Source organism: Rhodococcus sp. MEB041 (genome assembly GCF_030208955.1).
In the GTDB taxonomy this organism is placed as follows: domain Bacteria; phylum Actinomycetota; class Actinomycetes; order Mycobacteriales; family Mycobacteriaceae; genus Rhodococcoides.
Window position 1 is genome coordinate 138729 of sequence record NZ_JARVSZ010000001.1, and the last position, 15991, is coordinate 154719.

17 protein-coding genes are annotated in these 15991 nt (G+C 69.8%); 13 read left to right on the forward strand and 4 right to left on the reverse strand.

Going from position 1 to position 15991, the window contains the following annotated elements; genetic code table 11:
- Positions 1 to 49 precede the first annotated feature (49 nt).
- On the reverse strand, positions 50 to 919 hold the full coding sequence (locus QRN16_RS00765) for a type IV toxin-antitoxin system AbiEi family antitoxin (protein ID WP_285184322.1): 870 nt from the start codon (positions 917 to 919) through the stop codon (positions 50 to 52).
- A gap of 182 nt (positions 920 to 1101) precedes the next feature.
- Positions 1102 to 1902 carry a DUF3109 family protein gene (locus QRN16_RS00770; protein WP_027504496.1) on the reverse strand — a complete coding sequence of 267 codons (801 nt, stop codon included), beginning with the start codon at positions 1900 to 1902 and terminating at the stop codon, positions 1102 to 1104.
- 154 nt (positions 1903 to 2056) lie between these two features.
- On the opposite strand from QRN16_RS00770, the gene QRN16_RS00775 reads away from it, so the two are divergent.
- The 10 genes from QRN16_RS00775 (at position 2057) to QRN16_RS00820 (ending at position 10546) form a co-directional block, all read left to right on the forward strand.
- Positions 2057 to 3013, forward strand: a complete 957-nt coding sequence (locus QRN16_RS00775; protein WP_027504497.1) for a Ppx/GppA family phosphatase — start codon at positions 2057 to 2059, stop codon at positions 3011 to 3013.
- A complete protein-coding gene (locus QRN16_RS00780; RefSeq protein ID WP_285184323.1) occupies positions 3010 to 4026 on the forward strand; it encodes an Rv0497 family membrane protein in 1017 nt (338 codons plus the stop codon). The genes QRN16_RS00775 and QRN16_RS00780 overlap by 4 nt, the downstream gene beginning before the upstream one ends.
- The gene (locus tag QRN16_RS00785) at positions 4023 to 4877 is read left to right on the forward strand and encodes a sugar phosphate isomerase/epimerase family protein (protein ID WP_285184324.1); all 855 of its coding nucleotides are present in this window, start codon (positions 4023 to 4025) and stop codon (positions 4875 to 4877) included. The genes QRN16_RS00780 and QRN16_RS00785 overlap by 4 nt, the downstream gene beginning before the upstream one ends.
- A 90-nt stretch (positions 4878 to 4967) precedes the next feature.
- Positions 4968 to 5681 (forward strand): MerR family transcriptional regulator, encoded by a 714-nt coding sequence (locus tag QRN16_RS00790; protein ID WP_285184675.1) that lies wholly within the window; start codon positions 4968 to 4970, stop codon positions 5679 to 5681.
- Entirely contained in the window at positions 5678 to 6529 is an 852-nt protein-coding gene (locus QRN16_RS00795) for a thioesterase family protein (protein ID WP_027504500.1), read from the forward strand. The genes QRN16_RS00790 and QRN16_RS00795 overlap by 4 nt, the downstream gene beginning before the upstream one ends.
- A 61-nt stretch (positions 6530 to 6590) precedes the next feature.
- Positions 6591 to 7406: a pyrroline-5-carboxylate reductase gene (gene proC, locus QRN16_RS00800; protein ID WP_056441616.1), complete on the forward strand. Its 816-nt coding sequence runs from the start codon at positions 6591 to 6593 to the stop codon at positions 7404 to 7406.
- 123 nt (positions 7407 to 7529) lie between these two features.
- Positions 7530 to 7775, forward strand: a complete 246-nt coding sequence (locus tag QRN16_RS00805; RefSeq protein WP_027504502.1) for a helix-turn-helix domain-containing protein — start codon at positions 7530 to 7532, stop codon at positions 7773 to 7775.
- A gap of 263 nt (positions 7776 to 8038) precedes the next feature.
- Positions 8039 to 8140: a 30S ribosomal protein bS22 gene (locus QRN16_RS00810; protein ID WP_003402602.1), complete on the forward strand. Its 102-nt coding sequence runs from the start codon at positions 8039 to 8041 to the stop codon at positions 8138 to 8140.
- 190 nt (positions 8141 to 8330) lie between these two features.
- On the forward strand, positions 8331 to 9443 hold the full coding sequence (locus QRN16_RS00815; RefSeq protein WP_261769952.1) for an NAD-dependent epimerase/dehydratase family protein: 1113 nt from the start codon (positions 8331 to 8333) through the stop codon (positions 9441 to 9443).
- Positions 9440 to 10546 carry a lysophospholipid acyltransferase family protein gene (locus QRN16_RS00820; RefSeq protein WP_285184326.1) on the forward strand — a complete coding sequence of 369 codons (1107 nt, stop codon included), beginning with the start codon at positions 9440 to 9442 and terminating at the stop codon, positions 10544 to 10546. Before QRN16_RS00815 ends, QRN16_RS00820 begins: the two co-directional genes overlap by 4 nt.
- Here the strand turns inward: QRN16_RS00820 and QRN16_RS00825 are convergent.
- Together QRN16_RS00825 and QRN16_RS00830 are read right to left on the reverse strand one after the other, a co-directional pair.
- Complete coding sequence (locus QRN16_RS00825) at positions 10543 to 12033, reverse strand: phytoene desaturase family protein (RefSeq protein ID WP_285184327.1); 1491 nt, start codon at positions 12031 to 12033, stop codon at positions 10543 to 10545. The genes QRN16_RS00820 and QRN16_RS00825 overlap by 4 nt on opposite strands.
- Positions 12034 to 12083: 50 nt before the next feature.
- Positions 12084 to 13049 (reverse strand): HAD family hydrolase, encoded by a 966-nt coding sequence (locus tag QRN16_RS00830; protein ID WP_222631034.1) that lies wholly within the window; start codon positions 13047 to 13049, stop codon positions 12084 to 12086.
- A gap of 180 nt (positions 13050 to 13229) precedes the next feature.
- Here QRN16_RS00830 and QRN16_RS00835 point away from each other — a divergent pair, with 180 nt between their 5' ends.
- The 3 genes from QRN16_RS00835 to QRN16_RS00845 all read left to right on the forward strand — a co-directional run bounded on the left by QRN16_RS00835 (position 13230) and on the right by QRN16_RS00845 (position 15963).
- Positions 13230 to 13490 (forward strand): glutaredoxin family protein, encoded by a 261-nt coding sequence (locus QRN16_RS00835; RefSeq protein ID WP_027504505.1) that lies wholly within the window; start codon positions 13230 to 13232, stop codon positions 13488 to 13490.
- Between the two features lie 200 nt (positions 13491 to 13690).
- Positions 13691 to 14572: a redox-sensing transcriptional repressor Rex gene (locus QRN16_RS00840; RefSeq protein WP_037184687.1), complete on the forward strand. Its 882-nt coding sequence runs from the start codon at positions 13691 to 13693 to the stop codon at positions 14570 to 14572.
- The gene (locus QRN16_RS00845; RefSeq protein WP_285184328.1) at positions 14569 to 15963 is read left to right on the forward strand and encodes a glutamyl-tRNA reductase; all 1395 of its coding nucleotides are present in this window, start codon (positions 14569 to 14571) and stop codon (positions 15961 to 15963) included. Before QRN16_RS00840 ends, QRN16_RS00845 begins: the two co-directional genes overlap by 4 nt.
- Positions 15964 to 15991: the final 28 nt, after the last annotated feature.

A 15991-nucleotide genomic window follows, 5' to 3' on the forward strand; every position in this document is an offset into this window, starting at 1 on the left:
TGTCGCTGCGGATCCGTTGATCACGACACTTTCGGCGTATTCGCGGACATCAGGCGGCGAGTAGCCGGCGGACACGACCGACCAGGACATCGGGTTCGCGCCGTACATCGTCCGACGTGATCTGCAGAACTCGCCAACCCTCGTCTGCGAGCAGTGCAAGGCGCGCCTTGTCGCGTCGCACACTCTCGGGCGTTCCGTGGAATTCGCCGCCGTCGTATTCCACCGCGAATCGTCGTGCTGGCCAAGCGAGGTCGAGATAGAAGATGCCGAGTCCGTGCATCACGTTCCACTGCAACTCGGGTGCCGGAAGGTGGCCGTCGTGCAGCACCAGGCGGGTCTCCGACTCCATCGGTGAGCCGGATCTTCGACCGACGAGCGGTGCCAGACGGCGGACCTCGACGATGCCCCGCCGCCCCCGTTGCGCATCGACTGCTCGTTCCAGCGATCCGGGTTCGCAGCCCACCCGGGCCGCGGCGTCGAGAACGGCGAGCGCGCGACCAGGGGCACGTTGCCGTGCGACCTCGACAGCAGTCCAGGCCGGCTCCACGACCAATCGCGTGCCGACCGCCACCAGCGGCGCACCCCGCCGCTGATGCACCACTACCCCTGGTCTGCTCTCGATGCGCCGATCGTCCGGCTCCACCACATGTAATTGCTGCGTCTGGTCGAGATCGAAACCGTGCATCGCCGCCGCCGTGTCCATGGATGCGGCGACCCGCGTTCCGAGCTCGATGCTCAGAGCGTCGAGTCGCGCCGAGACAGGGAGCGTTCCGACCGCGTACAGCCCGTGCCGTACGCGGGTCAGCTGACGAGTGTGCACCAGCCACCGCACGCGGCTCGGGGACATGCGTCGGAGGAGATCGGTCGTGTGCAGGAAGCCGCCGTTGGCTCTCATTGCGTCGACGAGTGTGGGGTCCATGGCGCAGACCGTCACGAGCTGCACCGACAGGCGCCGCGTCGATCGAGCAACTCGCCAGTGCCGTGGGGATGACGGGGTGCCTGTGGATGAAGCGTGACCAAGCCCCGGCGAGTACGTCGAAAGTGCTGCGGCGAGCGCCGAGATCACGGCACTTTCGACGTACTCGCGGGGCATTGACGGGACTACGTGCGCTGAGCCTCGCGGGTCGCGGGGTGCACGGCGATCAATCCCAAGCCTTGCCGACGCCGACACAGCGCGGCGAGTTCGGTGTAGACGTCCTTGCCGAGCAGCTCCGTCAGCTCTGGCGCGTACGACTGCCAGACCGCCTTCGAGCCGACGTGTGCGTCGGGGGAGGCGGTGCAGTACCAACTGAGGTCGGCGCCGCCCTCACCCCAGCCGCGTCGGTCGTACTCGCCGACGACGGTCTGCAGGATCTCGACACCGTCGGGGCGGGTCACCCAGTCCTGGGTGCGGCGGATGGGCAGCTGCCAGCAGACGTCGGGCTTCACCTCGAGGGGTTCGACGCCGGTGCGCAGCGCCATCCGGTGCAGTGCGCACCCGATGCCGCCCTCGAAGCCCGGTCGGTTGAGGAAGATGCACGCACCCTTGTACTTGCGGGTGCGCAGCGCCTGCTCGCCCTCGAGGTCGTCGACCTCCACGAAGCCCTTCTTGCCGTGCCCCTTGTCGAAGAACTGCCAGTCGTCCGGCGTGAGCATCTCGACGGAGGCGACGAGCTTGGCGTGGTCGTCGTCGTCCGACAGGAACGCCCCGTGCGAGCAGCACCCGTCGTCGGGCCGATCGGGGACCGTTCCCTGGCACGCGGGGGTTCCGAAGACGCACGTCCAACTCGACAGCAACCACGTCAGATCCGCGCGGACGACGTGCTCGGGGTTGGTCGGATCGACGAACTCGACCCACTCGCGCGGGAAGTCCGGCGCCACCTCGGGTGCGGGATCGAGTTTGTGGGTCGCCGCGGGTTCCAGCACGTCCGCGGGCCGTCCGGTGGCCTCGCCAGACCGCCGTCCGGCCTCGTCGCCCACGCTCGTCGTCTGCTTTGCGGCCCGGCCGGCCTCCGGCCTACCCGCCTTCTCAGCACGTGTCACAAGCCACGACGCTAGACCCAGTACGGTGTTCCCTGTGCGGTTAGGGGTGCTCGACGTCGGAAGCAACACAGTTCATCTGCTCGTGGTCGACGCTCACCGCGGCGGTCACCCGACACCGATGAGCTCCACCAAGGCTGCCCTGCGCCTGGCGGAGAACACCGACGACGCCGGTGACATCACCCAGTCCGGCTCCGATCGACTGGTGCGGACGGTCGCCGACTTCTCGTCGATCGCCACATCGTCGGGCTGCGGCGAGCTCATGGCCTTCGCCACGTCGGCCGTCCGCGACGCACGCAACTCGACCGCCGTGCTGAACCGAGTGCGTGACGAGACCGGCGTGAGCCTGCAGGTTCTCTCCGGCGAGGACGAGTCGCGACTGACGTTCCTGGCCGTGCGTCGGTGGTACGGCTGGAGTGCCGGGCGCATCCTCGACCTCGACATCGGCGGCGGATCCCTCGAGCTCAGCACCGGGATCGACGAGAACCCGGACGTGGCGATGTCGCTTCCCCTCGGGGCCGGCCGACTGACGCGCGACTGGCTGGCCGAGGATCCTCCCGGCAAGCGGCGGGTCGCCGTGCTGCGTGACTGGCTCGACGCGGAACTCGTCGAACCGGCGAAGAAGCTGCTCGAGCCGGGGCTGCCCGACCGGGCGGTGGGAACGTCGAAGACGTTCCGCTCGTTGGCTCGATTGACCGGCGCCGCTCCGTCGGCTGCCGGCCCCCGTGTCGTCAGGACCCTGACGGCCGACGGTCTGCGTCAGGTCATCTCGTTCATCTCGAGGATGACCTCGGCGGACCGTGCAGAATTGGAAGGCGTGAGCGCGGATCGATCACGACAGATGGTGGCCGGAGCACTGGTCGCCGAGGCGAGCATGCGCGCGCTGTCGATCGATTCGTTGGAGATCTGTCCGTGGGCGCTGCGTGAGGGATTGATCCTGCGCAAGCTGGACACGGAGACGTTCGGCGATGTGGTGGAGACTCGAGAGACATGAGTGACGACAACAACGGAAGTGGCGCGGCCGACACCGGACAGGTGTCGGTGGCGGAACTGCTCGCGCGCAACGGCGCCAAGGTGGACACGCAGTCCGGTGGCGGTCGACGTCGACGCGGCATGGCTGGCGGGATCTCCGTCGCCGAGCTGACCGGCGAGATCCCGATCGTCCGCGACGAGACCCCGGCCGAGGCGCCCGACGACGAGACCGACGCGTCGCCCGAGACCGAGTCGCCGCAGGACCAGCCGCGGCAGGCCGAGGCCGAGGAGTCGACCCGCGACGCCGAGCCCGAGCGGCCCGCCCCGGCACCCGAGCCCACACGGACCACGCCCCGGATCGACGACCGCCGCCGTGAGCAGCAGGCCCGCCCGACCCCCGCGTTCGGTGCCGCCCGATCCGCTCGGCCCGAACCCGCGCTGTTCTCCGGCGCTCCGTCCGTGGCGGTCGACCGCCTGCGCGCCTCCACCGAGGAGCGTGCGCTCGCACCCGAGCGGCCGGCGCAGGAGCGTCCCGCTTCCGATCGATCCGGCACTCCTGAGCAGCAGCGATCGACGCCGGCCGAGCCGGAGGTCGACGCCGACGAGGTCACGGCCGAGAACGACGCGGTGACCACGATCGTCCCGGCAGTGACCGAGGATTCCGAGACCCCGGACACGATCGCCACCGACACGGCCGACGACGCCGATCTCGCGACCCCCACCGATGCGGAACCCGTCGAGGACGCACCGGTGGCGCCGTCGAAGTCCCGCAGCCCGGTCAAGCAGTGGTTGTCGCTGATCGGCCAGGGCATCGTGGCTATCGTGCTCGGCGCGCTCCTGTTCAAGGGGTTCGAGCGACTGTGGGAGATGCTGCCCTGGGTCGCCCTGGTCCTCGCGTTCTTCGTCATCGTCGGACTCGTGGCCGTGGTGCGTGTGCTGCGCCGCACCGACGACATCGTGTCGATCCTGCTGGCGGTGGTCGTGGGCGGATTCGTCACTCTGGGCCCGCTGGCCTTCATGCTCAGCACCACGTGACGACGCCCGGTCGCCGGCACGTTCCGGTGGGGTTGTCCACGGCCTCGGTCTATCCGCAGAACACCGAGTCCGCGTTCCGCTTCGCCGCGGAGCTCGGCTTCGACGGGATCGAGCTCATGGTGTGGGCCGAGCCGATCAGCCAGGACGTCGGTGCGATCAAGCAGCTCAGCCGCGCGTACGGCGTTCCTGTTCTGGCGCTGCACGCACCGTGCCTGCTGATCACCCAGCGGGTGTGGGGTTCGGATCCGGTCTCGAAGCTGGTGCGCTCGGTCCACGCTGCCGAGGCGCTCGGCGCGTCCACCGTGGTGGTGCACCCGCCGTTCCGGTGGCAACGCATCTACGCCGACGGTTTTCCCGACCAGGTCGCCGAGCTCGAGTCCGACAACGAGGGCATGGTCGTCGCCGTCGAGAACATGTTCCCGATGCGTGCGGACCGGCTCTTCGGTGCGGGCACCGGCTCGGTGAAGCGGCTCGAGAAGCGCGGCGGGAAGCCCGGCATCGGGTTCACCGCGTTCGCGCCGTCCTACGACCCGACCGACGTGGGCCACCAGCACTACACGCTGGACTTCTCGCACACCGCGACGTCCGGGCTCGATGCCGTGGCGCTGTCCGAGCGCATGGGCGCCGGGCTCAAGCATCTGCATCTCGCGGACGGCCGCGGCGCCTCCGTCGACGAACACCTCGTGCCCGGCGACGGCACGCAGCCGGTCGCGGAGGTCTGCGAGGCGCTGGTCGCGCGAGGCTTCGACGGTCAGGCCGTGCTCGAGATCAACACCCAGAACGCGCGGACCGCCACCGAGCGGTCGGCCGCACTCGAACGATCGTTGGCGTTCGCCCGGCAGCACCTCTGACGTCCCTCACCTCTGAAGTCCGCACTCTCGGAAGATCGCACCCTCGGATAGTCGCACTATCCACTGTGGTCTAGAGTTCGACCGGTGCGCATGTCCGAGCTGGTCGAACGGTCCGGGGTCCCGCGACCCACGATCAAGTTCTACCTCCGCGAAGGGCTCCTCATGCCCGGGGTCGGCGCGGCGACGGTGTCCGAGTACACCGACGAGCACCTCGACCGCCTCCGGTTGATCAAGGCCCTGACCGGCGCCTCCCTTCCTCTCGGACGGATCAGGACGGTGCTCGCGGCCCTCGACGAGGCGACCGGCGACGTCCATCCCGCGATGAGCCGGGCACTCGGTGCGCTCCCGCCCTACCTCGACGACGCGGGGCACGACGGACTCGACCCGGGTCTGGCGCCGCGTACCTCGCGGATCCTGGAACGGCTCGGCCACGCCGCCGCCGATCTCCCGACCGGCAGTTCGGCGGCTCGTCAGCTCGACCACTCCCTCGCCGCCGCCGACGCTGCGGGCGTTCCGCTCTCTGACGACGACGTCGTCGCATACGCCCGTGCCGTCCGCGTGATCGCGGAGGGGGAGTGGGCGCGGGTGCTCGACCACACCGAGCCACGCGCCGCCGTGCGCTTCGCCGTCCTCGGGACGGTGCTCTACGAACCGGTGGTCACCGCCCTGCGCCGCCTCGCGCACCACGATCTCGCCCAGCAGCACTTCGCCCCGACCGGCCTTCCCGACCGACTCACCCGGCCGGCCTCCGGCCTTCCCGACCGACCTCCGACCTTCCCGACGACAGATTCGAGCGACCAGTGACCGACGCCCCGTTCCGCACCCTCACCACACTCGATCGCACCGACACGGATCTGTTCGAGGGCAGCATCGACCCGACGTGGACCATCGGCCCCAAGGTGCACGGCGGCGCCATGATGAGTGTCTGTGCCGCGGCCGCCACTCAGCGTCTCGCGCTGGACGACGACCCGATCGAGCTCACTCCGCTCGCAGTCAGCGCCAGCTACCTCGCGGCGCCCGATCCCGGCCCGGTGACGGTCGAGACGACGGTGCTCAAGCGTGGTCGGCGCGTGGTGCACGTCGACGCGGTGTTGCTGCAGAACGGTCGTCCCGCGGTGCGGAGCGTGGTCACGCTCGGCACGCCGGACAGCGGAGCGCCCGTGCACCAGGAGCACGAGTCGTCCCTGGCGTCGGTCCTCGACATGGCCGTCGAGCCGCCGGACTCGGCTGCTCGAGTGGCGCCCGGTCACCCGATGGCGGACGTCGTCCACGTCGCCACGGGCTGCGACATGCGTCTCGATCCCACCGCCGCGCACTTCCTGACCGGCGCGCAGGGGTCGGCGGAGATCCGCATGTGGGTCCGGCCGCGGCCCGACGACGAGAACGATCCCGTCACCGCGGCGCTGTTCGCCATCATGGCCGGCGACATCTGCCCGCCCGTGACGATGAATCGCGGCCTCTTCGGCTGGGCTCCGACGGTCCAGCTCACGACGTACCTGCGTCACACCCCGGCACCCGGCTGGCTGCGCGTGAAGTCGTCGAGCACCGTGCTCGGCGGTTCCTGGTTCGAGGAGGACCACACCATCGTCGACTCCACCGGTGCCGTGGTGGTGCAGAGCCGACAGCTGGCCATGGTGCCGCTCGCGACCTGAGCCCGACCGAGGGACCGCGACACCCTGCCGATCGCCACCCGCGGCATGGCACGCTGAGCGCATGACGAGAATTGCGGTGATCGGCGGCGGCCGGATCGGTGAGGCGTTGATCGCAGGACTGATCGAGGGCGGATTGCCCACCGGCAACGTGGTGCTGGCGGAGAAGTACCCGGCACGCGCGGACGCGGTGGCCACCCAGTTCGGCATTCGGACCACCAGCGTGATCGACGCGATCGAGGGCGCCGACGTCATCGTCGTCGCGGTGAAGCCCGACGACGTCGACTCGGTGATCACCCAGATGTCCAAGGCCGAGCTCAACGGGGAGCGCGAGCAGATCATCGTCACGATGGCCGCCGGCGTCACCGCGTCGCGCTACGAGCCGAAGCTGCCCGCGGGCATCCCGATCGTCCGTGTCATGCCCAACACCCCGATGTTGGTGGGCGAGGCGATGAGCGTGCTGGCCCCCGGCCGCCATGCCCGCTCGGAGCACATCGAGACGGTGCGCAAGCTGCTCGGCACCGTCGGGAAGACGGCCGTCGTGTCCGAGGACAAGATCGACGCGGTCACCGCCGTCTCCGGATCCGGACCCGCCTACTTCTTCCTCATGGCCGAGGCCATGATCGACGCCGCCGTGGGTCTCGGACTGCCTCGCGACACCGCCACGACACTGGTCGTCCAGACGATGGTGGGCTCCGCGGCGATGCTCGATCGCTCGGACGAGTCACCGCAGGAGCTCCGCGCCGGTGTGACGTCTCCCGGCGGCACCACGGCCGCGGCCATCGCCCAGTTGGAGCGAAAGGGCTTCCGAGCTGCGCTTCTCGACGCGATCGACGCCGCCAAGGCGCGGGGAACGGCTCTCGGTTCACCGGTCGAATAAATATTGGTCCCCCCACCCGTCGCTTTTGTCACTCGAGTCCCGCTAAGCTCGCTGCAGCACGTGCGTGTCTGTTCTGCCGGAGGGGAAGCCGGCAGCGCGGGCGTGCCGGAGGTATGTGGATTTATGGAATCCGTCAACAAGCCGTCCGGGTCGAGCAAGAGCTCGTCCCACGACGGCCAACCGGCTGTGGCCGGAACCCAGTTCCTCACGGTGGCAGAAGTTGCCTCACTGATGAGGGTGTCCAAGATGACCGTGTACCGCCTGGTGCACGGTGGCGAGCTGCCCGCCGTTCGTGTGGGCCGCTCGTTCCGAGTGCATGCGAAGGCGGTGCACGACTACCTGGAGACGTCCTACTTCGACGCAGGCTGACGCACGCCTCGTCCCGTCTGTTCCACGTGGAACGGTGCATGCCCGGGGAAGGGCATCGGCACGGTTCACCGGAATCGGACGGTTCGGGCGTGCGCCGCTGCTGCGGAGGCCGGTCGAGAGTGGTCGTGTGAGCTGGGTATGATGGGGCTGAGTCGCGTGAGCGCGCAGTCCCGTCACTGCCGTGTCCGCCGACGACCGAACAGCACCAGCAGCGGTATCAGCAGTGCAGCTGTACAGAGACGAAAGAACGCGAGGACACCCGCATGGGTTCAGTGATCAAGAAGCGTCGCAAGCGCATGTCGAAGAAGAAGCACCGCAAGCTGCTTCGCCGCACCCGCGTTCAGCGCAGGAAATTGGGTAAGTGATCCGCTAGGGATCGCGACGACTTCCGCCCGTGAGGATCGAGTTTCGACCGTCCTCGCGGGCGTTGTCGTATCCGGTCCCGCGGGTGTCGCGTGCCGGTTCTTCTCGTGCCGGAGCGCGCACGCGGGGTTCGTGACACCATGGCGTGTGCGGCGCCGCGCGAGCGGTGGCCACGGGAGAAACCGAGGGGGTCTGGTGAGCTCTGACGACACCGGGCGCGACGCTCCACGCGTCGTGCTCGTCACGGGAGCGAGCCGATTCCTGGGCGGATACCTCACCATGCGACTGGCGCAGAACCCGTCGATCGAGCGGGTCGTCGCCGTCGATGCCGTGGCACCCACCAAGGACATGATCCGGCGGATGGGTCGCGCCGAATTCGTGCGAGCGGACATCCGTAACCCGTTGATCGGCAAGGTCATCCGCAGCGCGGGCGTCGACACCGTCGTGCACGCGTCGCTGCTGTCCCGGCCGCCCAGCGGCGGTGGCCGCACGGTGATGAAGGACCTCAACGTGCTCGGGGCGATGCAGCTGTTCGCCGTCTGCCAGAAGTCGCCGACGGTGCGGCACGTGGTGCTGCGCTCGTCGACGGCGGTGTACGGCTGCAGTGCGAAGGATCCGGCGCAGTTCACCGAGGAGATGGGCGCGCGGTCACGTCCGCAGGGCGGCTTCGCCCGCGACGCCATCGAGACCGAGGGCTACGCCCGTGGGCTGGGGCGTCGTCGTCCGGACATCGACGTCAGCATCCTGCGCAACGCCCCCATGATCGGACCCCGGTTGAACGGATCCGTCTCGCGCTACCTCACCTCGCCGGTCACACCGTCGATTCTCGGTCGCGATGCGCGCATGCAGTTGCTGCACGAGGAGGACGCGCTCTCCGCACTCGAACGCGCCACGTTGGCCGGCCCCGCGGGCACCTTCAACATCGCGGCCGACGGCATCATCATGCTGTCGCAGGCCATCCGCCGAGCCGGCCGCGTGGAGCTGCCGGTGCCCATGGCACTGTTCCGCACCACCGGCAAGGCGGTGATGGGATCGCTGATGCGCGACTTCTCGGCGGAGCAGCTCGACTACTTCAACTTCGGATGCGGGGTGGACACCACCCGGATGAAGAACGTCCTCGGATTCACCCCACGGTGGACCACCGTGCAGGCGTTCGACGACTTCGTGCGCGGAGTCGCGCTGACGCCGGTGATTCGGCGTGAATGGGTCGACGCGATCGAGAATCGCGTCATCGGCCTGTTGGGCGGTGCAACCTCCGGGGTGCACCCGTCGCCCGTGTCGTTGCCGGCCGGAGCGGGAAGGTGAACGACGTGGCCAAAGTGATTCCGCTGCACGGTAAGTCGTTCGATCGCCTCCGGCAGTCCACGCCCGACGGTGGGCCACGCGCCGGCAGCGACCCGGCGGACGTCCGCGGCCGGCACCCCTCGTCCTACGCGTCCCCGTCGCCCTCGCCCTCGATGGTGCCGAGTGTCGAGGTGCCGACGCCTCTGGTGTTGCCCGAGACGGCAGCACCGCATGCGACGCCGGACGTCGGCGAGTTCCCGTCGGCCGTCGAGTCGGTACGGCGTGCGCTCGTCGACCGTGTCGCCGGGGGAGCGGACTTCCTGCGGACACGCCTGTCGGGCGACTACGAGGTCGACGAGTTCGGTTACGACCCCCACTTCGCCGATTCCGTCTGGCTTCCGGCGTTGCGACCGCTGTTCGAGAAGTGGTTCCGCGTCGAGGTGCGTGGGATCGAGAACGTACCCGCCGAGGGCGGAGCCCTGGTGGTCTCGAACCACGCGGGTGTCATCCCGATCGACGGACTCATGGCCTCGGTCGCCATGCGGGATCACCACCCGCAGCACCGCGCGCTGCGCATGCTCGCCGCGGACCTCGCCTTCGAGACCCCGCTGGTCGGCAGCATCGCGCGCCGCGCCGGCCACACCCTGGCCTGCCAACCCGACGCCGAGCGACTGCTGCGTGGCGGCGAGGTCGTGGCGGTGTTCCCGGAGGGGTTCAAGGGCATCGGCAAGCCGTTCAGTGAGCGCTACAAGCTGCAGCGCTTCGGCCGCGGTGGCTTCGTCTCCGCCGCGCTGCGCACCCAGACGCCCATCATCCCGTGCTCGATCGTCGGGTCCGAGGAGATCTACCCGAAGATCGGTGACCTGACGACGCTCGCACGCGTCCTCGGCATGCCGTACTTCCCGGTCACGCCGCTGTTCCCGCACTTCGGTCCGCTGGGTCTCGTCCCGCTGCCGTCGAAGTGGTACATCGAGTTCGGCGAGCCCATCGAGACCACGTCCTACGAGCCGTCCGCCGCCGACGACCCGATGGAACTGTTCGAGGTCACCGACCGCGTGCGCGAGACGATCCAGCAGACGCTCTACCGGCTGCTCACCCGTCGCCGGAACGTCTTCCTCGGCTAGAGGACGTCGGCGATCAGCTCGTCGACGATCTGTGCCGAGAGCGTCACCAACGGGAGTCCGCCGCCGGGATGCGACGATCCACCGACCAGGAACAGGCCGGGGATCGGCGAGCGATTGGCGGGGCGCAGGAACGCGGCCGTCGCCCCGTTGGACGACGTTCCGTAGATGGACCCGCCCGGAGTCATGGTGCGGCGCATCAAATCTGCCGGCGAGATGATCTCCCGCCACAGCACCCGCTCGCGCACGTCCACTCCGCGCGCCGCCATGACGTCGAGGATGCGGTCGGCGTAGCCCTCCGACAGTTCGGGAGCGTCCCAGTCGACCAGTGCCGAGGAACCGGTGCCGTGTCGCGCGGCGTTCACCAGGACGAACCAGGCCTCGGTGTCGTCGTCCGGGCGCAGAGCCGGATCGTCGGGGGCGCTGACGTAGACGGTCGGGGCGTCGGCGGGGTGCGCCGGCCGCGTGCGGGTGCCGAAGACGGCGTCGAACTCGGCGTCGTAGTCGTCCGGGAACAGCACCCGGTGGTGCGGGGTGTCGGCGTCGCGGCCCCGCAGAGCCAGCAGGATCACGAAGCCGGACAGGCTCGCGGTGGTCGCGTCGAGGCGCCGCCGGGCGAGCGCGGTGCGCCGCGTGGCGGGGACCAGAGACCGGTAGACCTGCTCGGCATCGGCGTTCGCGACGACGATGTCGGCCGCGACGGGTCCGTGTGTGGTGTCGACGCCGGTGGTGCGTCCGTTCTCGACGCGCACGCCGGTCACCGTGACACCCGTGCGGATCTCCGCTCCGAGCGATGTCGCGCGGTCGGCGATCGCCTCGGCGATGCGGTGCAGCCCACCGGGAACGTGCCACGATCCCCAGCGCTGCTCGACGTGCGGCACCGTGGCGAGGGCCGCCGGGGCGCGCCGCGGATCCGAGCCGGTGTAGGTGGCGTAGCGGTCGAGCATCATCGCGAGCCGCGGATCGGTGAGGTACTGCCGACCCAGATCACGCAGCGACGACCACGGGCTGATGGTGCGGAGGTCGCCCACCCGTCGCGACAGCGACACCAGTTCGCGGGGGCCGATGGGCGACTCGAGGAACGCCTCGTGGGTGGCGACCCAGATCTGCTCGGCACGCTCGGAGAACCGGGACCACTGCGCACCGGCACCGGCTCCGAGCGCCGAGTCCAGAGCGGCGGGGATCTCCTCCGCGCGACCGGGCATGTCCAGCTCGGTGCCGTCGGGAAAGCGGTAGCGACACGCGACCGGGAGCCGGTCGAACGTGAGGTCCGACGGCCCACCGGTCTGCGCGAAGAGATCGTCGAACACGTGCGGCATGGTGACCAGTGACGGCCCGGTGTCGAACGAGAAACCGTCCCGCCGGACGATGCCGAGCTTCCCGCCCAGATCGTGCGACTGCTCGAGCACGACGGTCTCGACACCGCGGTGGGCCAGGCGGGCGGCCGTGGCGAGTCCGCCGACACCCGCACCGATGACGACTGCTCTCACAGGTAGGCCGGAGGCCGGTCGGGTGGCGGGTAGGCCGGAGGCCGGTCGGTTCATACGTTGCGTCGGCCGAGCACCGCGGCGACGCCGCCGCCGACGGCACCGAGTGCGAGAGCGGTGGGGACGCCGATCTTGGCGGCCTTGCGGCCGGTGCGGAAGTCGCGGATCTCCCACCCGCGGTTCTTCGCGAGCTCGCGCAGGTCCGCGTCGGGATTGACCGCGACGGCCGTCCCGACGAGGGACAGCATCGGCACGTCGTTGTGGCTGTCGGAGTAGGCCGTGCAGCGTCGCAGGTCGAGGCCCTCGCGCACGGCGAGGGTCCGCACGGCGTGGGCCTTGCCGCGACCGTGCAGGATGTCGCCGACGAGGCGCCCGGTGAAGACACCGTCCTTGCTCTCGGCGACGGTGCCCAACGCGCCGGTCAGGCCGAGGCGTTTGGCGATGATGGACGCCAGCTCCACCGGGGTGGCGGTGACGAGCCACACCTGCTGGCCGGCGTCGAGGTGCATCTGCGCGAGAGCACGGGTGCCGGCCCAGATGCGGTCGGCGATGATCTCGTCGAAGATCTCCTCGCCGAGCCGCACGATCTCCGCGGTCGAGCGGCCCTCGACGAAGGACAGTGCCTTCTCGCGGCCGGTGCTGACGTCGCCCAGGTTCTCCTTGCCGCTCACCCGGAACTTGATCTGCTGCCAGGCGAACTCGGAGACGTCCTTGGACGTGAAGTACTTGCGGGCCGCGAGCCCGCGGGCGAAGTGGATGATCGACGCGCCCTGCACCATCGTGTTGTCGACGTCGAAGAACGCGGCGGCGGTGAGATCACGCGGAACCGTACTGACGTGGTCGTCGGCGGCCTCGGCGCTCTCTGCCTGCAGCGCGATGGCGGCATCGGCGCTCGCCTCGCCGGCGAGCTTGGCGCGGATCTGGGCGGCGGTGGGGCCGAGGGGATTGCGGATCCGTCGACGGACCTGCTTCTCGGCCGCCTCCGGGTCGACGAGTCGACGTTCCCGCGACTCGTCCATCACCTCGGGCGACTCGGTGAGTTCCGAATCGGGCGTGACAGCAGCATGTGCGTCGTCCGGATCATGCTGATCGGGCACGGTGCACCTCCCCACCTCGACCGGTCGTCCCACGGGCGCGGGCCGTCCCGGTCCTGCCGATCCACCCTAACCGCGTGCGCGAGGCGGTGAGACACTCGACTCATGACCAGCCCGGTACGCACCGTGACGTTGCTGACACGCGCCGGATGCGGGGCGTGCGACGCCGCCCTGCGCGTGCTCGTTCCCCTGTGTGCGGAGTACGGCGTGGCCTGCGAGTCGGTCGACGTCGACGCGGTGGCCGCGCAGGACCCTGACCTGCGGGCGGAGTACGGGGACCGGCTGCCGGTGGTGCTGCTGGACGGCCGCGAACACAGCTACTGGGACGTCGACGTGCCCCGGCTGCGGCGCGATCTGGAGAACTGACCCGGGCCGCTCGTCACCGTCGGTGCGCGCGGCCGTCGGATCGCCGGGCGCGGGATCGTACTACACGGGTCGGCGACTTTGTTCATCCCTCCACGAGAGGTTACCGTGGAGAGAAGAAAGGGGTCGGCGACGAACCCTGCGTCACAGGTACCACGGTCCTGTGCGTGGCCCGCCGATCCTCGGATGACCGTGGAGACCGCATGCCTGTCATCAGGCGTGCCGTCGGACGAGGAGCCTTCGACGTGACCTCACAACGCCGCCTGCCCGGCGTCGGTATCGCGCGCTCCGGCGCCGTGTCCGACTCCGGCCGCGACGGTGGTGCTGTGTCTCGTGACGGTGGTGCGGTCTCTCGCGCTGTGCCCCAGGCTACGGTCACCCGATTCGCGGGGTATCTCCGGGTACTGAGTTCGCTGACCGACACCCGAGTGATGATCGTCTCGAGCGAGGACCTCGCGACGGCCGCCGGGGTCGGTTCGGCCACGCTGCGCAAGGACCTCTCGTTCCTCGGCCCGATGGGCGTGCGCGGAGTGGGATACGACGTCGCTCGCCTGCGGGCGCGCATCGAGCTGGCGCTCGGTCTGGATCGCGGTCACCGCGTCGTGCTGGTGGGCACCGGCAACCTCGGCACCGCACTGGTCGGGTACGACGGGTTCAGTCGTCGCGGTTTCACGATGGTCGCCCTGTTCGACAGCGATCCGGCCGTCGTGGGCCGTGAGATCACCGTCGGCAACGCCGACGACGGCTACTCGCAGCTCACCGTTCTGCACGTCGATCGGCTGGTGGAGGTCGCCGCCGAGCTCGGCGCCACCGTCGGCGTCGTCGCCACGCCGGACGCTGCCGCCCAGTCCGCCGTCGACGCCCTCGTCGAGGCCGACATCGACTGCATCCTCAGTTTCGCGTCCACCGATCCGGTGACGCCCCCGCACGTCGATCTCCGCCGCGTCGATCTCGCCGTGGAGCTGCAGGTCCTCTCGTTCGCGAACGCCCACAAGGCACCGCGCATCCGTCCCGCCCGCCCGGTCTGTCGTGATCCCCGGACGGTCACCCCCGCTAGTAGAAACGGATCGGTGATAGCACCGTGAGTGTCCTTCTCCTCGGGATTTCGCATCGAAGCGCTCCCGTCTCGGTGCTCGAACGTATCGCCGTCAGCGACACGGAACGCCCGAAACTGACCGACGAGATCATGATGTCGCCGCATGTCTCCGAGGTCATGATCGTCTCGACGTGCAACCGCGTCGAGGTGTACGCGGTGGTCGACGCCTTCCACGGCGCCCTGACCGATCTCGGTGCACTGTTGTCCGAGCACTCCGGTCTTGAGCTCGCCGAGCTCACGAAGTACGCCTACGTGCGCTACAGCGAGGCCGCGGCCGAGCACCTGTTCGCCGTCGCCGGCGGACTCGACTCGATGGTGATCGGTGAGCAGCAGATCCTCGGGCAGATCCGTGCCGCCTACGCGGCGTCGGACGCTCAGCAGGCATCGGGCCGCGCGCTCCACGAGCTGGCGCAGCAGGCGCTGCGCGTGGGCAAGAAGGTCCACTCCGAGACGGGCATCGACAAGGCGGGAGCCTCCGTGGTCTCCGTCGCGCTCGATCGCGCCTCCGACGTGCTCGGTGGTCTCGCGGGCAAGAAGGCCGTCGTGCTCGGCGCCGGCGCGATGGGCGGTCTCTCCGTCGCTCATCTGACGCGCACCGGCATCGGCAGCATCGCGGTCGCCAACCGCACCCAGAGCCGCGCGCAGCACCTGTCCGAGACCGCGGCCGCGGGCGGCGTGACGTCGTTCGCGATCACACTCGACCAGCTCTCCGCGACGGTGGCGGACGCCGACATTCTCGTCACCTGTACCGGTGCGGTGGGTGCCGTCGTGACCATTGCCGACGCCCATCGTGCGCTCGCCCAGCGCGACACGCAGGCTCGCCCGCTGGTGATCTGCGATCTGGGCCTGCCTCGCGACGTCGAGCACGCCGTCGCCGGCCTGCCCGGCGTGACCGTCCTGGACATGGAGTCGCTGCAGCACGATCCCGCGGCCGGCGCCGCGGCGTCCGACGAGCGTGCGGCCCGCGACATCGTGGCCGCCGAGCTCGCCTCCTACCTGTCCGGACAGCGCCTCGCCGAGGTCACCCCGACCGTCACGGCGCTGCGTCAGCGGGCCGCCGAGGTCGTCGAGTCGGAGCTCATGCGGCTCGACTCGCGACTGCCCGATCTGGCCGACCCGCAGCGCGACGAGGTTGCCCGCACCGTGCGCCGCGTCGTCGACAAGCTGCTGCACGCGCCCACCGTGCGCGTGAAGCAGCTGGCCACCACGCCGGGCGGCGACTCCTACGCCGAGGCGCTCCGGGAGCTCTTCGAGCTCTCGCCGAGCACGGTGCAGGCCGTGGCGTCGCCGATGGAGGTCGCCACCGCCGTCGACACGGACAATCCCACCGCCGCCCTCGCGGACGACTTCACCCTCTCCCACGAGCGGAGTACGGAATGATCGCGAACGCCGCTGCGCTGGGTGATCG